The organism is Flagellimonas lutimaris, from assembly GCF_051494225.1.
In the GTDB taxonomy this organism is placed as follows: Bacteria; Bacteroidota; Bacteroidia; order Flavobacteriales; family Flavobacteriaceae; genus Flagellimonas; species Flagellimonas lutimaris_A.
Map to the genome: position 1 here is coordinate 47,117 of NZ_JBNPYE010000014.1, position 21,201 is coordinate 68,317.

Sequence of the window (21,201 nt, forward strand, 5' to 3'; positions counted from 1 at the left end):
TTATAATGTTATTGTCAAGTAATTAATGGCGATTACGGTTTGATTGTATTGGTTGAGGACATCCAGATAATTGAGTTGGATATCGTAAGCATTTTCAAGACTTTGTATGTATTGGAAAAAGTCAATTTCCCCGTTCATAAAGTTTCCAGAGGCCGCTTTCAAAATTTGATCTGAAAGTTGAGCGCCCTCATCTTCGTAATAGGAAAGTTCCTTGGTTTGTTGTTCCAATTGCCCCATCAAGGTCTTGTATCTCTGATTCACGGCAATAGTGATTTCGTTGTTCTCCATTGCGGTAATCTTGGTCTGGATCTTTGATGATTTCACCTTGCTACTGTGTCCAAAGAAGAAAACCGGAATCCGCACACCCAATTGAATACCATATAAAGATGTTCCCAATCCCTTGTTTGTCCCTTGGAAATATTCAAGGTTGAGGTCAGGAAGTAATCGGTTTTCTTCCAAACTCTTTTGGGCATTGCTCTGTTCTTGGCGGTTGTCCAAAAATGATGCTTCCGTTTCCAGCATACCTACGGCATTCAGTACCGAAAGCTTTTCCGGTTTTTCCACGGCAATGTTCAAGGTGTCTTCACTTTGCACCAAACCCACAATCTGACCATAGGTGGTGAGTAGTTGCTGCTTTATTTTGGAATAGGTGTTCATGATTTGCCTTTGTTTTGCCTGGGCCGTCACCTTTTCCAGATAATTGGTTTCTCCCAGTTCAAACCGCCTATCGGCCGCATTGGAAAATTTACCATAAATACTATCCAACGTACTATAAAGCTCCGCTTTTTGCTGCAAGGTCTGATACTCATAGTAAGCAATGCTCAGCGATTGGAACAATTGTTTCTTCTTGATTTCGAACGATGATTTTTGAAGCTCATAATTCGATTTTTGAAGTCTGTTTTTTGCGCCGTACACCGTAGGAAACTCAAACTGCTGTTTCGCTCCAAAAACCTTGAGAGGTTCCCCGTTCAATGCTAGATTGTTTTCATCATATTGGTAATAAATATCTGTTTTGTCAAACTCAAAAACGGTTCCTTTTAAGGTTTCTGCTTGATCTACCATTAATGAACCTGCTTGAATTCCTTTGTTATTTTTGAGAGAAAGGGTCATTAAATCTTCGAGATTCAACTTGGTTTGTGAGAATCCAGAAAGTGAGACCAATAGTAACATGATGGTTAATGCGTTCCCTTTTCTCAATTTGCGCTCTTTTCTTCTTTTTCTCATTCCACGGAATTTAATATTGTGGGTATACGCATATAAAACGGGCAATACCACCAAGGTAAGCATGGTTGCCGTTACCAATCCACCGATTACTACGGTAGCTAGCGGTCGTTGTACTTCAGCACCAGCGTTTGTGGATACGGCCATGGGCAAAAAGCCTAAGGCAGCAGCTGACGCGGTTAAAAGCACAGCGCGTAGCCTATCTTTGGTTCCTTGTTTTATGAGGTCTTCCATGGAATCAAAGTCTCTGCCTTTCAATTCCTTGAAATGCTCGATCAATACAATTCCATTCAGTACGGCGATACCAAAAAGGGCTATGAATCCAACTCCGGCGGAAATACTAAATGGCATATCCCTTAACCAAAGTAATAGAACCCCTCCAACGGCAGAAAGTGGAATGGCCGAGAAAATAAGCAAGGCTTCCTTAACAGAACCGAAAGCAAAATAGAGCATAATAAAGATGAGCAACAATGCAATAGGTACGGCAATCGTCAATCTAGCTTTCGCATTTTGCAGATTCTCGAACTGACCACCATAGGTAATAGTGTAACCTGGTGGCAAAGTGATGTTCTCATTGATTAATAGCTGTACATCATCTACAACTGATTGGAGGTCGCGGTTCCTTACATTGATACCAACAACTATTCTTCTTTTGGTATCATCCCTGGAAATTTTGGCCGCTCCTTTTTGATAGGTGATTTGTGCCAATTCGCTCATCGGTATTTTTCCACCATTGGGAATATCAACATAAAGGTTTTTTAAGTTGGAAATGTCTTGACGGTTTTCCGCATCCAATCGAACGGCCATATCAAACTGTCGTTCGCCCTCAAATACGCTTCCTACCACCTTACCAGCAAAGCCCATGGCGATCATTTCGTTAAGATCTGCAATGTTGAGTCCATGGCGTGCAATTTTTGCGCGGTCAAAGGATACATTCATCTGTGGCAAGCCTTCCACTTTTTCCACAACAATATCAGAGGCCCCTTCCACATTTTGAATGAGGTCTTTGATCTCATTGGCTTTTCTATTCAAAGTTTCCAGGCTTTGCCCAAATATTTTGATGGCAATATCCGCCCGTACCCCCGTAATCAATTCATTGAATCGCATTTCGATGGGTTGGGTGAATTCGACCTCAATGCCCGGCAGTACGGCAAGGGCTTCTTTGAACTTATCGGCCAATTCATCCTTGGATTCCGCCGAAACCCATTGGTCTTTAGGTTTAAGGGTGATGATCACATCACTTTCTTCCATGGACATGGGGTCTGTTGGCACCTCTGCAGCTCCTATACGGCTCACTATTTGATTTACTTCAGGGAACTGATCTATTAAAATCTGTTCGATTTTGGTAGTGGTTTCCACAGTTTTGGCCAACGATGTTCCTGTTTTTAGGACAGGTTGTATTACAAAATCCCCTTCATCCAATGTGGGCACAAACTCGCCTCCCATGGTGGAGAATAATAAAATAGCTCCCACCAAAAGAGCGGCTGCTATGGAAAGCACCAATTTTTTACTTTTCATGGCCCATGTAATCACCGGCTCGTACTGTTTGTTGATCCAACCGACCAAACGGGCCGAGATACCTTTGGAAGATTCTTTGGCTGGTTTCAAGAACAATGCAGAAGCCACAGGCACATATGTAAAACACAAAAGAATGGCTCCCAAAAGGGCGAAGCTAAAGGTTAGGGCCATGGGTTTGAACATTTTGCCCTCAACACCACTTAACGATAAAATGGGAATGAACACTATTAAAATGATGAGCTGTCCAAAAACTGCTGAATTCATCATTTTTGAAGCGCCTTCCACGGTTATTTTATCTTTAATGGTTTGCGTTTCATTCTTGGCCAATTGAGTAAGTTCACCTTGCCTTTGGGTTATTTGGAAGGCAATGTATTCTACAATGATAACCGCACCATCTATAATGATACCGAAGTCGATGGCACCAAGACTCAAAAGGTTGGCATCTACCCCAAAAATGTTCATGAGGGTTAAAGCAAAAAGAAGACAGAGTGGGATTACGGAAGCCACAACAAGGCCCGATCGCCAATTACCCAATAGTAAAACCACAACGAAAATCACGATCAAGCAACCTAAAACCAAGTTTTCGGTTACTGTGAATGTTGTCCTTCCTATGAGCTCACTACGGTCCAAAAACGGATTAATGTAAACTCCTTCTGGCAAAGATTTGGAAATGGCGGCAACCCTTTCTTTTACGGCCTCAATTACTCTTTTGGAATCTGCATCCTTAAGCATCATAATCTGCCCAAGAACTTTTTCACCTTCGCCGTTACCGGTTATGGCTCCAAACCGAGGTGCGCTACCAAAACCTACTTTGGCAAGGTCCTTAATATAAATAGGGATGCCATCTCTATTGGTTACCACTATATTTTCCATATCGGAGAGGCTGCTCACCAAACCTTCACCTCGAATAAAATAGGCCTGGTTCACTTTTTCGATATATCCACCACCGGTAACGCTGTTGTTCATTTCCAAAGCGGTGAACACTTCTTTTGCAGTGATGTTAAGGGCGTTCAATTTTTGGGTCTGTATGGCCACTTCGTATTGTTTGAGGTGACCTCCCCATGTATTGACCTCTACTACACCGGGAATTCCGGAAAGCTGTCGTTTTACAATCCAATCTTGGATAGTCCTAAGCTCCGTTGAAGAATATCGGTCTTTGTACTCAGGTTTAACATCCAAGACATATTGGTATATTTCCCCTAAACCTGTGGTTATGGGTCCCATTTCGGGACTTCCGAAACCTTCTGGTATCCGGCTGGATGCAGACTTTATTTTTTCGGCAATAAGTTGCCTGGGCAGAAAGGTGCCCATATCGTCATCGAAGACGATGGTCACTACCGATAGCCCAAACTTTGATACCGAACGGATTTCCTTCACTCCGGGAAGGTTTGCCATTTCCAGTTCAACGGGATAGGTGACAAATTGTTCCATATCCTGTGTGGACAAACTCCTTGAGGTCGTGATTACCTGAACTTGGTTATTGGTTACATCGGGAACGGCCCCGATAGGTATTTGTGATAGTGAGTATAACCCAATGAGGGCTATAAACGTTGTAAACAGAAGAACAATAAATTTGTTCCTTATACTAAAGTTGATAATTTTTGAAAACATGATTCATAGAAATGATAGCATTATTAATTGAATAAAGCTTCTAAAAGAAAGCATTCAGCAAGGCTGAAACTAAAATATTCTATGCGTGTTTCGGTGGTTGAAAAGGGTTGTCTCCCCAAATATGGGAGTAAGAGATTTGATAGTGGAAGTCTCCTTTTTTAACAACAGGAATTTCCGAACGTGATTCCATAAAAGAATTATGGTCCATCACAAAAACAAGAGGTTGCGCACATTGCGTCTGGTGCTGAAAAGGCAACTTTTCATGCTCCTTTTGTTCCTCCTGATGTTTTTGATTGTGAGCGACTTTTTGGTCGCCATAATGTTTTGACAAGAACACCAAAAAACTATCACCATATTCTTCGCTGTGGAATTTGTAATGTTCCACAAGTTCATCCATTTCAGCTAAATCATTGAAATGAATATTCATGCTCTGAAGTAAAATGAGCATTGAAGTTGCTATGATAATTAATTTGTTCATCCTGACCTTGTAAAATTACGAAGAAATCGCAGTAGGATAATGACTTAGCATTTAATTTAGATTTAGTCTATATATTAAAGAGCCATTGAGACCCTTATTGGGTCTCAATGGTTGAAATTCCGTTTTCTGCTAACAGAGCGTTAATTTTAGGAAGTTGTTTGCTTAACGAATTATGAAGCTTGGCCATATGGTCATCCAGTTCTGCTGTAAGCTCATCATAAACCACGTAGGCGGCATCCGTGGGTCTGGCATCTCCGTTTTCAATACTTCTTTGCAGGGCATTGAACCTGTTGTTCAATTTGATGGGGAAGTTCAATGGATCTTGTCCCGATTGGTTTTTGGTTTGATAGAGATCTTCTTCGATTTCGGTCAAAGTTTCCATAAAATCATTGGAAAGCTTGGTAAACTTTCTACTAGTGATTCCCTTGCTCAAACTATCCAATTGTTTGCGAATGCTTCTAATTTGAATGACCGCTTCGTTGGCAATAGTTGCTTTCGCTGTGATTTTGGAAGCCAATTCAAACTGCTTCTGAAGGTCTTCTGTCGTAATTCCTTTTAGGTTGGGATCCATTTTAATCTCGAACGGATAGCTCTTGATAACTTCTGGACCCAGTTTCATTTGTACGGTATAGGTGCCCAGTGGCGCTTTGGGTCCCACTTCGGCAGATGCTCCCCAAATAATGATGCCATCAAAAGTGGTAGGTCCAGGATACCTTAAGTTCCAAGTAAAGGTGTTGATGCCTTTTGCCGTAGTGGGTTTGGTACTGCTAAAACGGCTCCACCATGATGAATTTCCATCATCTTCATATTTTGGTTTATTGCCTCCAAATGATTCGATGAGGTTGTTGTTGGCATCAAAAATGGAAAAAGTGACCGTGTCCACTTGTTCTTCCAAATAATACTGGAAGTTGGCATTGTAAATGCCTCTAATGGCATCGGTAGGCTTGAATAATACGTTTTTCTGATTTTTTAGGTCTTCTGAATATTCCCTAAAGGGTTGGATGTCGTCCAAGATCCAAAACCCTCTACCGTGGGAGCCCAGAACAACATCGTTGTCCTTGATGACCAAATCCCTGATAGGGGTATCGGGCAAGTTCAATTGAAGCGATTGCCATTCAGCACCATCGTTTATGGAAAAATAAACTCCGTGCTCGGTAGCCAAGAACAATAGGCCTTCTCTTTTATGGTCTTCACGAATAGCTCTGGCGAAATGCCCATCTTCTATGCCAGTGATGATCTTGGTCCAAGTTTTGCCATAATCGTGTGTTTTAAAAACGTAAGGTGCTCTGTCATCGACTTGGTATCTGTTGGCCGCCACATATAAAGTTCCAGGATTGTGAATGGACTCTTCAATAATACTCACTCTTGAATATTTTGGTAGATCTTCTGGAGTGATATCTTCCCAGTTTTTACCACCATCTCTTGTAATATGTATTTTTCCATCATCGGAACCCGCCCAAATAGTGTTAATATCGTGATTGGATGGTGCCAAAGCGAATACCGTGGCATAAATCTCCGGACCGTTCATGTCCATAGTTAAAATTCCTCCCGTTTTACCCAAAGTTTCCGGGTCGGCATAGGTAAGGTCCGGACTTATTTTTTCCCAGGTCTGACCGTCATTGGTGGTTTTCCAAATATGTTGCGAACAAGTGTACATTACGTTGGGGTCTTTAGGCGCAAACATTATAGGGAATGTCCATTGCCAGCGTTCTGGAAGTGCGCTTGCAGGTTCACCAGAGAAAAACCGTGGATATACTTGAATATCTCTTGTTTGACCATTGCTTCGGTCATATCTTGTTAACAAAGCTCCTTGACTTCCTGCATAAAAAATATCGGGATTGGTCGGACTTTGGGTAATCCAACCACTTTCACCACCACCAACGGCATAATACCATCCGTGATTTGGTCCTCGAGCTTGTTTAAAACCCCATCCATCACTTGGCATGGCCAAGGTAGAGTTGTCCTGTTGGGCACCCACTACGTGATATGGAATATCACTAGTTGCCATTACATGATAAAACTGTGATGTTGGATAATCTTGTTCCGTCCAAGTTTTACCTCCATTGATACTGATTACACCGCCTCCATCATTGGAATTTATCATCCTGTCCGGGTTGTTCGGGTCTATCCAAAGGTCATGGTTGTCGCCATGGGGAGTAGTTATTTTTTCATCAAAAGTTTTTCCTCCATCGGTAGATTTAAAGAAACCTACATTTAAGCCATACACCACATCTTTATCCTTTGGATCGGCATAAATTCTGGAGTAGTAAAAAGCACGTTGCCTCAGTTTACGTTCGTTATTGGTCAACTCCCAAGTTTTACCGGCATCATCCGAACGGAAAACACCACCTTCGTTGGCTTCTACAATGGCCCAAACCCGGTTGGAATCGACAGGGGAGACGGTTACCCCAATTTTACCAATGGGACCTTCGGGCATTCCTGGGTTCTCGGTAAGGTCTGTCCAAGTTTCTCCACCATCGGTAGATTTCCACAGTTTACTATCGGGACCACCGCCCCACATCTTCCATGCTTTACGGTACACTTGCCATGTGCTGGCATACAGCACATTGGGATTGTTGCGGTCTATGATCAAATCAGCCGCACCTGCCTTGTCGCTAACATAAAGCACTTTTTTCCATGTCTTGCCTCCATTAACGGATTTAAAAACACCGCGTTCCTCGTTTTCTCCGTAGGGGTGTCCCAAAGCAGCAACGTAAACAATATCTTCATTGGTCGGGTCTACTCGAACTCTGGAAATGGCTTGGGTTTCTTCCAGTCCTAGATGGGTCCAGGTTTTCCCACCGTCCGTGGTTTTATAAACACCATCGCCTTGGGTAATACTTCCTCGCAATTGGGTTTCTCCCATACCAATGTAAACCACATCTGGATTGGTTTCGGCCACGGCCACGGCTCCAACGGAGGAACTGGTGATTTGGCCATCGGTAACAGACTTCCAAGTGTTTCCACCATCAATGGTTTTCCACAAACCACCTCCTGTGGCTCCAAAATAGTATTCGTTGGGCCGGGATGGACTTCCAGAGGAGCCTAAAGAACGCCCGCCTCGGTTGGGACCAATGTTTCTCCATTCAAAACCGCTGTAAAAACTAGTGTCGACGGTAATGGGGGATGAGCTTTGTGCATTAATAAATAGTGTTAAAAGAAACATGGAAAGTAACGTCCATGTCTTCAGAGCGGTTGTCGGCATTCTCATGATGTCAAGGTTGGTTATGAGTAGTTAGAATAAGTGTACAATTTACTTAATATCGATGAGAAAGATTAGCTGAATTAACCAAATCCTTGCATATTTTGAGTCATTCTAAAGAATTGTTTGGATTTTTTCAGACAATCCTAAGAATACAATTCTTCAAGAATTAACCCGTAATCGTGTTGTAAGTCTTCGTGAAGCAATGGAATTTTTTTGTTGATGTAATCCAATTGTCGGTTGTATAGGTTTTTTAGGGTAGTATTTCCGTTGATGGATGGCCGAAAGGATTTTAATTTTTCACAGAAGTATAATAACAATTCCACTTCGGTGGCTTTGTCTCCCGAATAGCGGATATACTTTTTGATGGTCCTAAGAATTTTTCGAACACTCTTTTTAATGTAAAAATAGCTATTGATGTTGATGTCGGCGAACATTTCATCGACCTCCTCTTTTACGGTTTCAACGTACCCTTCTTCGCTGTCGGATTCAAAAAGTAAATAGGTGAGTAATTCTTTGTTCTCCTTTTTAAAGCGTGCCAAGCGCAAACAAAGTTGCATGGTCTCTTCCTGTGATTTAAACTTCAGTTCTTTTTTGAGTTGTGCAACGGTAGCAGCTTTCATAATCAATTATCTTAAATAAGAAGCTCCGTTTACATCAATAATGGTCCCAGAGGAGTAAGCTGCTTCTGATGATGCCAAAAACAAAATGGCATGGGCCACTTCTTCGGGTTGTGCCATTCGTTTAAAAGGAGATTCGCGAAGCAGGTTTTCCCGCTCTGCCGGGGTCAGGGTTTCTTTCGCCATTTCGGTTTCGGTGAACCCAGGCGCAACTACGCCAACATAAATATGGTGTGGTGCCAATTTTTTGGCCAAAGATTGACTCATAGAGTTAAGAGCAGCTTTGCTGGCTCCGTATGCCGGTTTGGTGGGTTCTCCACGAAAGGCACCACGGGATGAAACGCTTACAATATGTCCGCCTCCTGTTTTCATCATGGCTTTTGCTCCCCAATAACACAAATTGGCCACGGCAAAAAGATTGGTCTCAAAGGTTTTTTCCCATGCGTTGGTCCAATGGTCAAAATCGACCTTGTCAATTTCGTGGAAAATGGAAATGCCAGCGTTGTTCACCAAAACGTCCAATTGACCATATTGTTTGACGAAATCTTCAATCAAGGCTTCTGTTTCGGCCTTTTGTGAAATATCCCGCTTAAAAATCTGATGTCCCTCACCGGGCAATTCAGCCAAGGTTTGTTGGGCAACTTCATCATTACTGCGGTAATTTAGGCCCACTTTAGCTCCTTTTTTGGCGAAGGCCATTGCGGTTGCTTTTCCAATGCCTCGAGTGGCACCTGTAACCAATACGTTTTTTCCGGTGAAATCCATAAATTCAATCTTGATGTTTCAAAGATACTAGGAATGTATCTTCTTGACCCTTAAAAAGAATTGAAGTACCTTTAAATCCCACCAAATATTACCTAAGCAAAAAGATGAGCAAAAGAAAAAGACATTGGTTATGGAATGTTTTGATAGTTCTGACTGTAGCACTTTGTGTTTTGGTTTTTGTGGAGCATTACAAAAATTGGCATAGGATAGAGGAGGGGAACTTTAAAATATTTTTGGGGATCTACTATCAAAAAATACCTTTAACGGAATTGGACAGTGTGCTGTTGGTGGACAAGTTGCCGGAAATGGAACGCTCTAGTGGGTTTTCTTGGATGGAAAAGGAAAAAGGTGTTTTTGTGGATTCCATATCCAAGACCAAAGTGTATGTTTTCGTGGACGATTTATACCAACAAAAAATAAAAGTAGTGCACCACGATTCCCTCAAAATGTACCTGAATCTTAAGGACAGTCTGGAAACCCAAAAAATATACGCTATTTTGCAGCGTAATTTGTTGGGTGAAACCGAGCAACCCAAATAATTTCTTAAATAGTCCTAAATTACCATGAGAACACTTCTTCTTGCTCTATTATTAGTGCCATTGTCGATGTTTTCACAAAATAATATTTCGGTTCATGTGCACAATGTGCTGTCCAACAAAGGGGATGTAAATGTTGCCGTTTATAATTCGGATGCTACATTTTTGTCTTTAGATGGTGCTTTTAAAGTTGGGACGAAGGTCGCTCATGAAGGGATTGTGCAATTGATGATTGAAGATTTACCCTCTGGCGAATATGCTTTGGCGGTTTTCCATGATGAAAACGGGAACGGTAAACTGGACACCAACTGGTTGGGTATACCTAAAGAAAAAGTGGCTTTTTCCAATGCCAAAATGAAAACTTTTGGTCCACCAAAATATCGGGAATGTGCTTTTAAGATGAGTTCCAACTACGAAATTCACATTGATTTATAACAAAACTTAAGACAATGGAAACAATTTTTATGGCTCAATTTATCGGGGCTTTGTACGGGCTTTTGGCGGTGATTTTTGGTGCCTTTGGTGCCCATGCCCTAAAAAAGAAATTGACCCCTGAACTGCTTCAAAGTTTTGAGACAGGGGTCAAATATCAAATGTATCACGCGATTGTTCTATTGGTCTTGGGCTTTAATTTAAGCTTTGACAAACCGTTGGATTCTTGGACGGTCAACTGCTTTATTTTTGGAACCCTACTGTTTTCTTTCAGTATTTATGCCTTGTGTTTGGGTGCGGCAAAAGGGCAAAAACCACGTTTTTTAGGACCTGTTACTCCGATTGGAGGTTTGCTTTTGGTCACGGGTTGGGCCTTGTTGCTCTATTCCTTTGTTTCCAATTTGATTTAGAGTCTCAAGTACATATTCCCGTTGATGGTGTTCAATTTTAGGCGGTGGGTGGCACTATCAAATCGCCCTTCCACTTTTTGGCCTACATAACGGTCGCTTACGGTCAAGTCCATACCTTCATCGGCATAAATATTGCCATGGATGGTTTCTGCCACCAATCTGGAGTTTTTCATTGCCAAGTCTATTTCCCCGTTGATGGTCTGTAGGTCCATATCACCGTTGTATTTTTTGATATCGATGTCGCCGTTGATCAAATCCGCGGTAAAATCCCCTTCCATGATGTCCGATTTAAGGTCACCGTTAATACTGCTTACTTTTAAAGTTGCCCCTTTCGGTACATAGAGAACGTAGTTGAATTCATAAGTATCACCAGTGAAATAGTACCCCTTTTTATTGGATCTTGTTTTGTCCCATTCCTTCTTAAAGGCATCAAAAACATCCTCAACATTGGAAGCAATATTTAGGGAGCTGGAACTTTCATCAATATCGAGTTTGTATTTATCCAAATATTTTCCGTCTTCAATAGTGATGTCAGCCTTAAAATAAACGGTTGATTTATCCCATGTTTTTACCTCGATGTTATTGGCGAATTTTACGTCCAAATCAATGGATTGCCCCGAGTAGTTGAAGCTTTTTTCAATAATTTTTTGTGCACTTAAGGATAAGGTTGCCAATCCCACAAATGCGGTGATGATAAATTTTTTCATGACTGTTCGTTTTTGATTTTAATATTGAATTGATGTTTTGTCATCTTGAGCACAGTCGAAAGATGAATGCAAAATATCTCGACTGCGCTCGATATGACAGTTTTATTTTTTTCTGAGGTACATGTTTCCATTGGTGGATTTCATGGAGATTTTCACACCTCCTCCGTTAATGGATGCTTTGATATCTCTTCCCAATACGGATTTTAACCCGTCTTTGTCCTTTGCTTGTACATCAAAGTCGGTATAAACGTTTCCGTTAAGGGTGCTCAAGGCCAAATTGGCCGGTGTGTTCCCAGGAAGACTCACATCTACCGCCCCATTGGTGGAATAGAGTGAGATGGGGGAGTCTTGGGTTACTTTTCCGAAAGTCACTTCTAGTTCACCGTTCAGCGAGTTTGCTGTAACAGGGCCGTTTACGTTCAATATTCTTACACCTCCATTAAGTTGTGCATCCGCTTCAATCTCACCGGAGAAGCCATCGATTTCAATATCGCCGTTCCATGTACTTTTTACGGCAATATTCTGAGAGGCTGGTAAATGGATTTCGGCCCCTTTGCTTTTCCTAAGATTGTAAACGATCAAGGTATTGCCGTCCTGCACTACAGAAAAACCTACATTGGTGTTGTCCGTGCCCCCTTCGCCTACCAATTTTAAGCCTTTGGCACGCTCGGGCGTTTTTACTTCCGGGCCGGATTTGATGAGCAGTTCGTTGGCACTGTGGGTCTTTACTACAATGTCCGTTTTGGACTCGATTTTTACCCATTGGATGCCGTTTAGGGATTTCGTGTAATCGCTCTGTGCCGTGGCCATACTGCTTACAAGAAGGGCCATTAAAATAAATGTGAATTTTCTCATGATTTTCGCTTTTTGATGTTTATGTTAAACTTGGCAATACTGCCTTGATTTGCTCTTTTATAAAGGGTTGTGTGTCTTCTTTTTCCAATAATTTTTTCATGGGTTCGGCCGCTTTTTTCTCTTGGATTTGAACCAAAGCTTGAATAATGGCGACTTGGATACTTGGGTTCTTCTCTTTTTCCAAGGCTTCGATAAAAGTGGTTTTTACGGTTTCGGAGGAGGTAAAGTTGACCAGTGCCTCGAAGGCTGTCATCCGAACGTTGTCATTTTCATCGTACAGCAATCTATTGGCGAGTGCTTGGATGATGGCTTCATCGGGTTGTTCAAATTCCTCGATATAGTTGACCCCTTGGATGCGTTTGCTGGCAGATTGATTTTCCATCAACGATAGCATGGTTGTTTGCTTCATCTGATTGGTTTCATCCTGTAATTGAGCAATATCTTGATCCACTTTTCTTTGTTGAAACATACTTCCCATTTGGAAAGCGGCGACCAAAAGGGCAATACTGGCGGCAATTTTCAATACATTTCCTGCCCACCCAAATGGTTTGGATTCCATTTGAACCACTTTGCCCTGATTGTTCTTTTCTTCTTCAAGGGCTGCTTCAAACTTGGTTTTAAGTCTATTCGTAGGTGTAGGAATTTCTTCTTCAAAAACATTGAAAAAAGTTTTCATCTCTTCCAGTTCCTTTTGGCATTCGGCACATTGTTTTATGTGTTGTTCGAACTTAGCCTTTTCGGACGAGTCCAACTTGCCATCCAGATAATCCGGTATTTGGTCAAAAATATGTTGCTTTTCCATGGCTATATACTTTCTAAATAAATATTCTTCAACTTCTTTAAAATCCTGCACACTCGTGTTTTTACGGCTCCTGGAGTGCTTCCCATTATTTCTGCAAGGTCTTCGTACCTTACTTCCTTGTATCGGTTCAATATCACAAGTTCACGGTCATAAGGGTCCAACTGGCTTAAGGCATATTGTAAATGAGCGTTGTTTTCGGAAATATCATTTTCCTCTTCCACTGCTTTATACGCCAAAACCTCAATGTCATCATGTGGTCTGTGGTTTCTTGTGTAATGTGTTTTTAGACTGTTCCTTGCTATCGTGAACATCCAAGACAAGAAAAACCCATTTTTATATGAGTTCCGATACTTGATCAGTTTATAAAAAACATCCTGTGTAAGATCTTCGGCCAACATGCTATCACCCGACATTTTGTACAAAAAATTGTACACGTGTTTGTGGTGTCGGTCAAAAAGGTCCTTGAGCAGATCCAAGTTGCCCTCAGATACTTTTTGCATGATCATTTCATCTGAAAGTGTTTCCAAATGCTACTTTTTAGTTGGCGTTTAACTTATATAGTCAGGAAATTAAGAAAGGTTACACGAACGAGTGAAAAAAATATTTTTTTCTGAGTTTTAGGAAAGAATAAGGGTTTGTAAGCCTATTGATAGGTAGTTACTTTAATAACGCCACTAGCGCCTCTTGAGCCAAATTCTGCGGCTTCCGAACCGGTTAGGGCATCAATACTTTTTATAGTGGCACTATCCACTAATTGATTAAGGGATTTAAATGAATTGCCCAAAATAAACCCGTTTAATACATACAATGGCTCGGTCGCAGTTCCAGAGATTTGGTTTGCCGACTTCATAAAATATGGTGTACCGCCTCTAAGGGTGATTCCGGGCAAACGCCTTATCCTGTCCAGTAACGGAATGGTTTTGTTGTTTTTTTCGGCTATTTCTTCGGAAAGATTCTTGTTGTAAACGGTGTTTTTGCTTGAAGAGCAACTACCCAATATTGAAAGAAATGTTAGAAAGAAAATGAATGCAAGGTTTTTCATTAGAATAAAATTATCCTACAATCTATCGATTTTTGATGAATAGAGGATATAAAAATGGCCAGTAAATCAACTGCACCCACAGTTGTCTTGTCCACATGAATTGGAATTACTGTTCCCTTTTTTTAAGAGTGATTTGGGAAGCAAGAATTTCCAAACCAAATAGCCTGCAGCTACAATCAATGTTCCGTATGCCAATATTTGTTGAATCATCTTTGTATTAAATTAGGATTTGGTAGGCTATCAATGCTACTATATAGGCAAAAGTACTCATAAAACCCAATTGGATCATGGGCCATTTCCAGGAGTTGGTCTCACGTTTTACAATCGCAAGGGTGCTTGCACATTGCATGGCAAAAGCATAAAAAAACATCAATGAAATACCTGAAGCCAAGTTGAACAAAGGTTTGCTTTCTTCATCCAGTTCGGCGGCCATCCGGTTTTTAATCGTTTCTTCTTCATCGCTTCCCACACTATAAATGGTGGCCAAGGTTCCCACAAATACTTCACGGGCGGCGAAGGAGGTCAATACAGCTATTCCGATTTTCCAATCGTAGCCCAGGGGTTTTACAAGGGGTTCAAAGGCTTTTCCTGCTTGACCGATATAGGAATGCTCCAATTTGTAACTGGCTATTTCCTGGGCGACAGCTCTTTCGGAAAGTTTAGCTTTTAAAACTTGAATGGAATCTTGCAATGCACCGGTTGACATACCTTTGCCCTCTGCTGATTCACGGAAGGATGCCACGTTGTTTTGGATATAATTTTTACTGTAGATGCTCAATCCCTGTTTCTCGATTCTTTCTGTAACAATGTCCTCGGCATTTTCAAAGTCATCGGAATAACCGTTGGATCCCAAAAACCACAACACAATGGAAATGGCCAATATGATTTTACCTGCCCCCAAAACAAAGCTTTTTGTTTTTTCTATCACGGTATAGCCTACATTCTTTAACAATGGTAGTCTATAGGTGGGCATTTCGACCATGAATACGGACCTTGTTTTAATCTTGAGTATTTTATTCAGAGCCATGGCCGATAAAAGCGCCATTCCAAATCCAATCATGTACAGTAACATCAAGGTCAATGCTTGATAGCTAAGACCAAGAAAACTCCCTTCGGGAATAACAAGGGCAATCAATATTAAATACACGGGTAATCTGGCAGAACATGTGGTAAATGGTGTCACCAATATGGTGATGAGCCGTTCTTTCCAATTTTCAATGGTACGCGTGGCCATAATGGCGGGAATGGCACATGCATTACCTGAAATCAAAGGCACAACACTTTTTCCGCTAAGTCCAAATGGGCGCATTAAACGATCCATTAAAAAAACTACTCGACTCATATATCCCGATTCTTCCAAAAGAGAGATGAAAAGGAATAAAAATGCTATCTGAGGTATAAAAATGACAATTCCACCAATACCTGCGATAATACCTTCGGCCAATAAATCGGTGAACAGACCTGCAGGCAGTGTGTTTTTTACCCATTCTGCAGCCATGGCAAATTGCTCATCTATAAAATCCATGGGGTAACCACTCCAATCAAAAATTGCCTGGAAAATGGTTAGCAGAATTACAAAGAATATGAGGTAGCCAAATACTTTGTGCGTAAGAATTTTGTCCATTGAAGCTCGCAAACCTTTTGCGGCCATAAAATCCACCTTATAAGTTTCTTTCAATATGTTGTTGATCAACTGGTATCGAAGAACGGTTTCCCTATGCTGTAATTTTTTTAGCTCATCCTTTGATTTAGTAGAGAAATCTGTAGCATCCTGAATCCTTTTTTTCTCAATGGGCATAAAGTTCACATCCTGCGTGATGACCAACCATAATTTGTAAAGGTCTTCCTGTGGAAATGTCTTTTTAAGACGGTCAAAATATTCAGGAGAAATTCTGGTCGGGTCTAAAACGGATTTGGAAGAAATACTCTTGTAGTCGGCAATAAGTTCTTTGACACGTTCAATTCCTGTGCGCTTTCTTGTACTTACCAATGCAATTTTGGTGTCCAACTTTTTTTCCATGGCCTCAACATCCAACGAAATTCCTTTTCGGGACATCCGATCTGCCATGTTTATGACCAAAATGGTTGGAATCTTAAGATCCTTTATTTGAGTAAAAAGAAGTAGGTTCCTTTTTAGGTTTTCTACATCGCTGATGACCACAGCGACATCTGGATAGTCCTTATCGTTTTTATTGAGCAGCAGCTCTACCACCAGACTTTCGTCCAAGGACGTAGTGTTTAGACTATAGGTTCCAGGTAAATCAAGGATATGTGCCTTAACCCCCCTCGGAAGCTTGCAGATTCCTTCTTTTTTCTCTACGGTAATTCCTGGATAGTTCCCTACTTTTTGTTTGAGCCCGGTAAGCTGATTAAAAACTGAGGTTTTCCCTGTATTGGGGTTGCCAATAAGGGCTACATTAATGTTTTTGCTCATGGGGTTTGAGTTTCTTCAATAATATCCAGCTCGATGAGTTCTGCCAAAGATCTTCTTATTGCCAAATGACTTCCGCTAAGGTTGATATAAATGGGGTCGTTTAATGGGGCAACTTGCAATAATTCCACACTGTTTCCGGGAAGGCACCCCAATTCCATTAATTTAATAGGTAGGGTATGTTCGGTAAAATCCTTAATGATACCCTTTTGTCCATATCGTAAATCTGCTACGGTCGCCACTGTGTTTATTTAGAATAAATTTAATTAAGAGCAAAAATAAATAAAAAAGGGAAACTTTACCTTGCATTTGGTAATAAAGGTGCCCCAGACTATTCTAGGTAACTGGCCTCAAGTATTTTGATATCTTCAAGAAGTTTGCCAATATCTTCCCGATTGGTGCCGTCATAAAACCCACGAATTCTTTTTTCTTTGTCCACCAGAATAAAATTTTCGGTATGAATCATATCAAACGGACCACCGTCCCCGTCATTTTTTACAGCTAAATACGACTTTCTGGCCAGTTCATAAATCTGTTTTTTGTCGCCAGTGACCAAATTCCACTTGCTATCAATAACACCTTTTTCCAATGCATACCTTTTTAACTGCGCAACCGTATCTATTTGTGGGGTAACGGAATGGGAGAGCAGCATAATATTGGGATCATCCTTTACGGCTTCCTGAATTTCAGACATGTTCTTCGTCATAATGGGACAAATGGTAAGGCATGTGGTAAAAAAGAAATCGGCCACATATATTTTACCCTTATAGTTTTCTTGCGTTATGGTGTCCCCATTCTGGTTGACCAAAGAGAAATCAGCTATTTTGTGGTACTTTTTGGTGTAATGTAAAGTGCTGTCGACTAGTGATTTGTCCACCATTGAAGGTTGATAAACCGGAAGCATTTTTTTAGGTTGCAAAGCATTGTAAAAGAGGTAGACTATTACCGCCGAAAGTGCTAACATTACGATTCCGAACAACTTGTACTTTGCAAAAAATGATTTCATGGCTACAAAATTACGGCCCAAATGGCTATTCATCAAGGAGAAAGCCATGTTTTGTTGCTAAATCTTTCTTAAATCGTAAGTGGGAATAAAATCGAGGTTTTTTTATCAATACCTAAAAGGTTACTTTTGTTCGTTTTAACAAAAGACGACGAATGACCCCTATAGTTATAAAGACCATACAATTCTTTTTAAGCTTATCGCTTCTAATCGTGCTGCACGAGCTGGGACACTTTATCCCGGCAAAGCTTTTTAAGACCAGGGTGGAGAAGTTTTATCTCTTTTTTGATGTGAAATTCTCATTGTTCAAAAAGAAAATAGGTGAGACTGTTTATGGTATCGGTTGGTTGCCCTTGGGCGGATACGTGAAGATATCCGGGATGATCGATGAGAGCATGGACAAGGAGCAGATGAAAGAAGAACCAAAACCTTGGGAGTTCCGAAGTAAGCCGGCTTGGCAACGATTGATTATCATGCTTGGTGGAGTGACCGTCAACTTTGTTTTAGCTGTTGTTATTTTTATAGGATTGGTTTTTACCTATGGTGAACAGTACATAGCGAATGATAGCCTAAAGGATGGAATTTGGGTAACCGAGAAAAGTTTGGGCGATGAATTGGGAATCCAAACTGGTGATAAAATTTTATCCGTAGATGGTAAGAAGGTAGAAGCTTTGCAACAAGTACTTCCGGAAATGGTATATGGGGAAAAGTATACCATTGAAAGGGACGGACAGGTTATTGAAAAGAAAATTCCGGTCGATTTTATAGAAACTCTATCCGAGGACAAAGAAAAGGTGCGTTTTATTTATTACCGGGTTCCTTTCGTAATCAGTGGTGTTCCAAAAAAATCCCTAAATATAGATAGCGGACTTCAGGAAGGTGATGCCGTGGTTGAAATGGCAGGCAGGCCAGTGGAATATAAAGACCAAGTGATACCAATTCTAGAAGCCAACAAAGGTGGTAAGGTAGCCGTAAAGGTAGAACGTAATGGGGAATTGGTCGATTTAACCTTAAAAGTGTCTGAAGAGGCTGCATTGGGAGTTGCTTTAGGGATGACACCAGAAGAATATAAAGAAGCAGGTTACCTTGAGCAAAAGACTTTAAAATATTCGTTTTTGGAATCCATTCCAGCAGGTTGGAACAAGGGCGTAAAAACGCTTACGGATTATATAAAAGGAATGAAGAAAATATTCAATCCTGATACCGGAGCCTATAAAGAAGTTGGTGGATTTGCCGCTATTGGTGGTATGTTCCCAGATACCTGGAATTGGCCGGCATTTTGGGCCACGACGGCATTTATATCCATTATTTTGGCCTTTATGAACATTTTGCCCATTCCAGCATTGGACGGTGGGCATGTGGCCTTTTTGTTATTTGAAATGGTAACCGGACGCAAACCTAGCGACAAATTTTTGGAGTATGCTCAAATGATTGGCTTCTTTATATTAATTGCCTTGTTGCTGTTTGCCAATGGAAACGATTTGTATAAATGGCTTTTTAAATAGAAAAGCATTTTTTTTGTTTGTGGTGTAAAAAAGAATCCATTATATTTGCACCCGCTTAAGGTAAAATATTCCTCCTTAGCTCAGTTGGTTAGAGCATCTGACTGTTAATCAGAGGGTCCTTGGTTCGAGCCCAAGAGGGGGAGCAGATACAACAAGGCTTCAGAGAATTTCAAACTCTGGAGCCTTTTTCATTTGCACGCAATTTGCACGCGCATCAAAAAAAGTAAAGTTTAGCACCAAATTTTAACATTTAGGACCAAAGTTTTTCAAAATAATTTAAGGAATTGTCCCAAATACTTACCCTTAAACTTTTGCACATGGTTCCTGTTCCAATTTTATAGTGTTCGGGAAGAAAAACGTAAAGTAAAATTGGAATAGGGTGTGACCTACTCAAAAATAAGCTTGAAAATCTAATCCATCTTGTTTGGTCGAAACAGGCATATCTCCAAAATATCCAAATAAAAAGTCAATATTCGGATTCTGTTTAAAAGTTGGATGAGCCGGGTGGCTCACTTTGGCCCGACCAAGGGGGTATACTGTGTCCGGCGTTTCCACTAAGGGCGTTGGTTATATGAAGTGCTGTAAGAAATATTAATCTACCTTTCCTGTATATCTAAAAGCTCGTCTAAAGCCTCGACTTTCTGCTTCAGCCACATTGGAACAATAGAATTCACCAAGATTTGGTTCAATTTTTATCTTATCATATTGCTGATCGAAAGGTAGGTGATAAATCTTTTCTTTATCCCTTTTTGAAATATTACATTTTATACAGGGGTAATCATTATCGTATTTAAAATTTTGGAAAACCTCTATTTCAAGTTCAGAGGCAAAACGATTGGCTAAATCCGAAAGTTTCGTCGAACAATAAAAAACAGGTTTTACGTTCAACTGAGGATTTTCATATTTATACTGAAAAACAGTACCAAAAAATTGAAATATATGCTTTTCATAAATGGTCTTAAATTTTGACCAATTCTTGCATTGTATAATTAATATTTCATTTTCCTTTTTGCACACCAGATCGCGACCAAGGTCCTCAAAACCCTTAAATATGCCGATGTATTCCACATCATATCCTTGTGACTCATATAAATAACCAATATATCTTTCGTATAATTTTCCAATCAGACTTTTCGATTTAGGGCGTTTTTTATATCTGTCAAGAGCTAATTGATTCTTTTGTGCCGTGGATAGGTTCCTATATTCATCAATTGTTAGAAAGTGCGTGGTGGCATCGCGCTTTTCCTTCTCAGTATATGCACGATAGGATTCTACTTCCTCCTCTGAAGTTATTTCTACTTCTTCTTTTAAATCAACTAAGAAAGGAGCAATACTCTCGTAGTATTGCACGATGTACTCCGCTATCTTTTTATCTTTAATTGCCTGTCTTTTAATAGCATTTTGTTCCTTAAGTGTCTTGCTAGCTTGGATAGCAGGATGTTTTTTATTTCTTAAATGGTTTTCTAATTTTTTATCATAAATCTCTAGTAATTCAACATAAGCATTTGCGAGCCAGGGAAACCCTATTTGTCGTTCTTTGGCCAATTGATCCACAGCAGCTTTTAGTTCTTGATTAATTTTTAGTTTTCTATCAAGTTCTTGTTCTTTGTTCCTTGCAAATCCTGCGAATGTCTTTTTCTCTTGTTTAAGCAGTTGCAATAACTCATTCAACTCTCTTTTTCGATTCTCAAAATAACCCATATTTATTTCACACTTCTAGTATATCTACAGTTAGGATAGTTAGAACAACCAATAAACTCCCCGTAAGCACCTTTTTTTGTTCTCATTAACCCATTGCATTTTGGGCATAATAATTCTTCAGGGACGAAATTTGCACAAATGCTGATGATTTCCTCTTTTTCTCTTTTGTAATCAAACCCAACCAAAACCTCTTTTGCGGCCTTATCTCTAATGCGCTGTTTTATACTATCGTGTATACCTAGGACTAGGAAATAGAGGATTACCAAACCGAAAATGTACATTAAAATCATAGAGAGATTTTCAGTATTTCATATAACGGTCTCATATAACCGTCAGTTACGGGTTTATATGCGTTTATTTTC

20 protein-coding genes and 1 tRNA gene are annotated in these 21,201 nt (G+C 40.4%); 5 read left to right on the forward strand and 16 right to left on the reverse strand.

Annotation, left to right across the window (positions count from 1 at the left end; genetic code table 11):
- From ACQQ5U_RS18360 to ACQQ5U_RS18380, 5 genes are all read right to left on the reverse strand, one after another.
- Entirely contained in the window at positions 1-4,350 is a 4,350-nt protein-coding gene (locus ACQQ5U_RS18360; RefSeq protein WP_437399791.1) for a CusA/CzcA family heavy metal efflux RND transporter, read from the reverse strand.
- Positions 4,351-4,429: 79 nt separating this feature from the next.
- Entirely contained in the window at positions 4,430-4,828 is a 399-nt protein-coding gene (locus ACQQ5U_RS18365) for a hypothetical protein (RefSeq protein WP_437399793.1), read from the reverse strand.
- Positions 4,829-4,922: 94 nt separating this feature from the next.
- On the reverse strand, positions 4,923-8,039 hold the full coding sequence (locus ACQQ5U_RS18370) for a VPS10 domain-containing protein (protein ID WP_437399794.1): 3,117 nt from the start codon (positions 8,037-8,039) through the stop codon (positions 4,923-4,925).
- 137 nt (positions 8,040-8,176) lie between these two features.
- Positions 8,177-8,653, reverse strand: coding sequence for a hypothetical protein (locus ACQQ5U_RS18375; RefSeq protein WP_437399796.1), 477 nt, complete (start codon positions 8,651-8,653; stop codon positions 8,177-8,179).
- Between the two features lie 6 nt (positions 8,654-8,659).
- Positions 8,660-9,415 carry an SDR family NAD(P)-dependent oxidoreductase gene (locus ACQQ5U_RS18380; RefSeq protein WP_437399797.1) on the reverse strand — a complete coding sequence of 252 codons (756 nt, stop codon included), beginning with the start codon at positions 9,413-9,415 and terminating at the stop codon, positions 8,660-8,662.
- 104 nt (positions 9,416-9,519) lie between these two features.
- Between ACQQ5U_RS18380 and ACQQ5U_RS18385 the strand changes: the two genes are divergently transcribed.
- The 3 genes from ACQQ5U_RS18385 to ACQQ5U_RS18395 are packed head-to-tail and all read left to right on the forward strand — an operon-like array spanning position 9,520 to position 10,793.
- Positions 9,520-9,954, forward strand: coding sequence for a hypothetical protein (locus ACQQ5U_RS18385; protein WP_437399798.1), 435 nt, complete (start codon positions 9,520-9,522; stop codon positions 9,952-9,954).
- Between the two features lie 24 nt (positions 9,955-9,978).
- Entirely contained in the window at positions 9,979-10,386 is a 408-nt protein-coding gene (locus ACQQ5U_RS18390; protein WP_437399800.1) for a DUF2141 domain-containing protein, read from the forward strand.
- A gap of 14 nt (positions 10,387-10,400) precedes the next feature.
- Positions 10,401-10,793, forward strand: coding sequence for a DUF423 domain-containing protein (locus ACQQ5U_RS18395; RefSeq protein ID WP_437399802.1), 393 nt, complete (start codon positions 10,401-10,403; stop codon positions 10,791-10,793).
- On the opposite strand, the gene ACQQ5U_RS18400 is transcribed toward ACQQ5U_RS18395, so the two are convergent.
- The 9 genes from ACQQ5U_RS18400 to ACQQ5U_RS18440 form a co-directional block, all read right to left on the reverse strand.
- Positions 10,790-11,500, reverse strand: coding sequence for a hypothetical protein (locus ACQQ5U_RS18400; RefSeq protein ID WP_437399803.1), 711 nt, complete (start codon positions 11,498-11,500; stop codon positions 10,790-10,792). The genes ACQQ5U_RS18395 and ACQQ5U_RS18400 overlap by 4 nt on opposite strands.
- Positions 11,501-11,602: 102 nt before the next feature.
- Complete coding sequence (locus ACQQ5U_RS18405; protein ID WP_437399804.1) at positions 11,603-12,355, reverse strand: DUF4097 family beta strand repeat-containing protein; 753 nt, start codon at positions 12,353-12,355, stop codon at positions 11,603-11,605.
- A 19-nt stretch (positions 12,356-12,374) separates the two neighbouring features.
- On the reverse strand, positions 12,375-13,208 hold the full coding sequence (locus ACQQ5U_RS18410; RefSeq protein WP_437399805.1) for a HEAT repeat domain-containing protein: 834 nt from the start codon (positions 13,206-13,208) through the stop codon (positions 12,375-12,377).
- On the reverse strand, positions 13,160-13,684 hold the full coding sequence (locus ACQQ5U_RS18415; RefSeq protein WP_437399807.1) for an RNA polymerase sigma factor: 525 nt from the start codon (positions 13,682-13,684) through the stop codon (positions 13,160-13,162). Before ACQQ5U_RS18415 ends, ACQQ5U_RS18410 begins: the two co-directional genes overlap by 49 nt.
- A 116-nt stretch (positions 13,685-13,800) precedes the next feature.
- On the reverse strand, positions 13,801-14,199 hold the full coding sequence (locus ACQQ5U_RS18420; protein WP_437399809.1) for a TonB-dependent receptor plug domain-containing protein: 399 nt from the start codon (positions 14,197-14,199) through the stop codon (positions 13,801-13,803).
- A 66-nt stretch (positions 14,200-14,265) separates the two neighbouring features.
- Complete coding sequence (locus tag ACQQ5U_RS18425; protein ID WP_437399811.1) at positions 14,266-14,409, reverse strand: hypothetical protein; 144 nt, start codon at positions 14,407-14,409, stop codon at positions 14,266-14,268.
- Between the two features lie 7 nt (positions 14,410-14,416).
- The gene (gene feoB / locus ACQQ5U_RS18430; RefSeq protein ID WP_437399812.1) at positions 14,417-16,633 is read right to left on the reverse strand and encodes a ferrous iron transport protein B; all 2,217 of its coding nucleotides are present in this window, start codon (positions 16,631-16,633) and stop codon (positions 14,417-14,419) included.
- Positions 16,630-16,872, reverse strand: coding sequence for a FeoA family protein (locus ACQQ5U_RS18435; protein WP_437399814.1), 243 nt, complete (start codon positions 16,870-16,872; stop codon positions 16,630-16,632). Before ACQQ5U_RS18435 ends, feoB begins: the two co-directional genes overlap by 4 nt.
- Before the next feature lie 89 nt (positions 16,873-16,961).
- Entirely contained in the window at positions 16,962-17,636 is a 675-nt protein-coding gene (locus ACQQ5U_RS18440; RefSeq protein ID WP_437399816.1) for an SCO family protein, read from the reverse strand.
- A gap of 152 nt (positions 17,637-17,788) precedes the next feature.
- On the opposite strand from ACQQ5U_RS18440, the gene rseP reads away from it, so the two are divergent.
- Positions 17,789-19,138 carry an RIP metalloprotease RseP gene (gene rseP, locus ACQQ5U_RS18445; RefSeq protein ID WP_437399818.1) on the forward strand — a complete coding sequence of 450 codons (1,350 nt, stop codon included), beginning with the start codon at positions 17,789-17,791 and terminating at the stop codon, positions 19,136-19,138.
- A 69-nt stretch (positions 19,139-19,207) separates the two neighbouring features.
- Positions 19,208-19,281 (forward strand) — tRNA-Asn (locus tag ACQQ5U_RS18450).
- Between the two features lie 448 nt (positions 19,282-19,729).
- Here the strand turns inward: ACQQ5U_RS18450 and ACQQ5U_RS18455 are convergent.
- Positions 19,730-20,839: a restriction endonuclease gene (locus ACQQ5U_RS18455; protein WP_437399820.1), complete on the reverse strand. Its 1,110-nt coding sequence runs from the start codon at positions 20,837-20,839 to the stop codon at positions 19,730-19,732.
- Positions 20,840-20,841: 2 nt separating this feature from the next.
- Positions 20,842-21,129 (reverse strand): topoisomerase DNA-binding C4 zinc finger domain-containing protein, encoded by a 288-nt coding sequence (locus ACQQ5U_RS18460; RefSeq protein WP_437399822.1) that lies wholly within the window; start codon positions 21,127-21,129, stop codon positions 20,842-20,844.
- Between the last annotated feature and the right edge of the window lie 72 nt (positions 21,130-21,201).

Coding starts and splice junctions, on each gene's coding strand:
- ACQQ5U_RS18360 (WP_437399791.1), bottom strand. CDS start 4,350: ATGTTTTCAAAAATTATCAACTTTAGTATAAGGAACAAATTTATTGTT.
- ACQQ5U_RS18380 (WP_437399797.1), bottom strand. CDS start 9,415: ATGGATTTCACCGGAAAAAACGTATTGGTTACAGGTGCCACTCGAGGC.
- ACQQ5U_RS18390 (WP_437399800.1), top strand. CDS start 9,979: ATGAGAACACTTCTTCTTGCTCTATTATTAGTGCCATTGTCGATGTTT.
- ACQQ5U_RS18425 (WP_437399811.1), bottom strand. CDS start 14,409: ATGATTCAACAAATATTGGCATACGGAACATTGATTGTAGCTGCAGGC.
- feoB (WP_437399812.1), bottom strand. CDS start 16,633: ATGAGCAAAAACATTAATGTAGCCCTTATTGGCAACCCCAATACAGGG.
- ACQQ5U_RS18455 (WP_437399820.1), bottom strand. CDS start 20,839: ATGGGTTATTTTGAGAATCGAAAAAGAGAGTTGAATGAGTTATTGCAA.
- ACQQ5U_RS18460 (WP_437399822.1), bottom strand. CDS start 21,129: ATGATTTTAATGTACATTTTCGGTTTGGTAATCCTCTATTTCCTAGTC.
- ACQQ5U_RS18400 (WP_437399803.1), bottom strand. CDS start 11,500: ATGAAAAAATTTATCATCACCGCATTTGTGGGATTGGCAACCTTATCC.
- ACQQ5U_RS18365 (WP_437399793.1), bottom strand. CDS start 4,828: ATGAACAAATTAATTATCATAGCAACTTCAATGCTCATTTTACTTCAG.
- ACQQ5U_RS18375 (WP_437399796.1), bottom strand. CDS start 8,653: ATGAAAGCTGCTACCGTTGCACAACTCAAAAAAGAACTGAAGTTTAAA.
- ACQQ5U_RS18385 (WP_437399798.1), top strand. CDS start 9,520: ATGAGCAAAAGAAAAAGACATTGGTTATGGAATGTTTTGATAGTTCTG.
- ACQQ5U_RS18395 (WP_437399802.1), top strand. CDS start 10,401: ATGGAAACAATTTTTATGGCTCAATTTATCGGGGCTTTGTACGGGCTT.
- ACQQ5U_RS18420 (WP_437399809.1), bottom strand. CDS start 14,199: ATGAAAAACCTTGCATTCATTTTCTTTCTAACATTTCTTTCAATATTG.
- ACQQ5U_RS18405 (WP_437399804.1), bottom strand. CDS start 12,355: ATGAGAAAATTCACATTTATTTTAATGGCCCTTCTTGTAAGCAGTATG.
- ACQQ5U_RS18370 (WP_437399794.1), bottom strand. CDS start 8,039: ATGAGAATGCCGACAACCGCTCTGAAGACATGGACGTTACTTTCCATG.
- ACQQ5U_RS18440 (WP_437399816.1), bottom strand. CDS start 17,636: ATGAAATCATTTTTTGCAAAGTACAAGTTGTTCGGAATCGTAATGTTA.
- rseP (WP_437399818.1), top strand. CDS start 17,789: ATGACCCCTATAGTTATAAAGACCATACAATTCTTTTTAAGCTTATCG.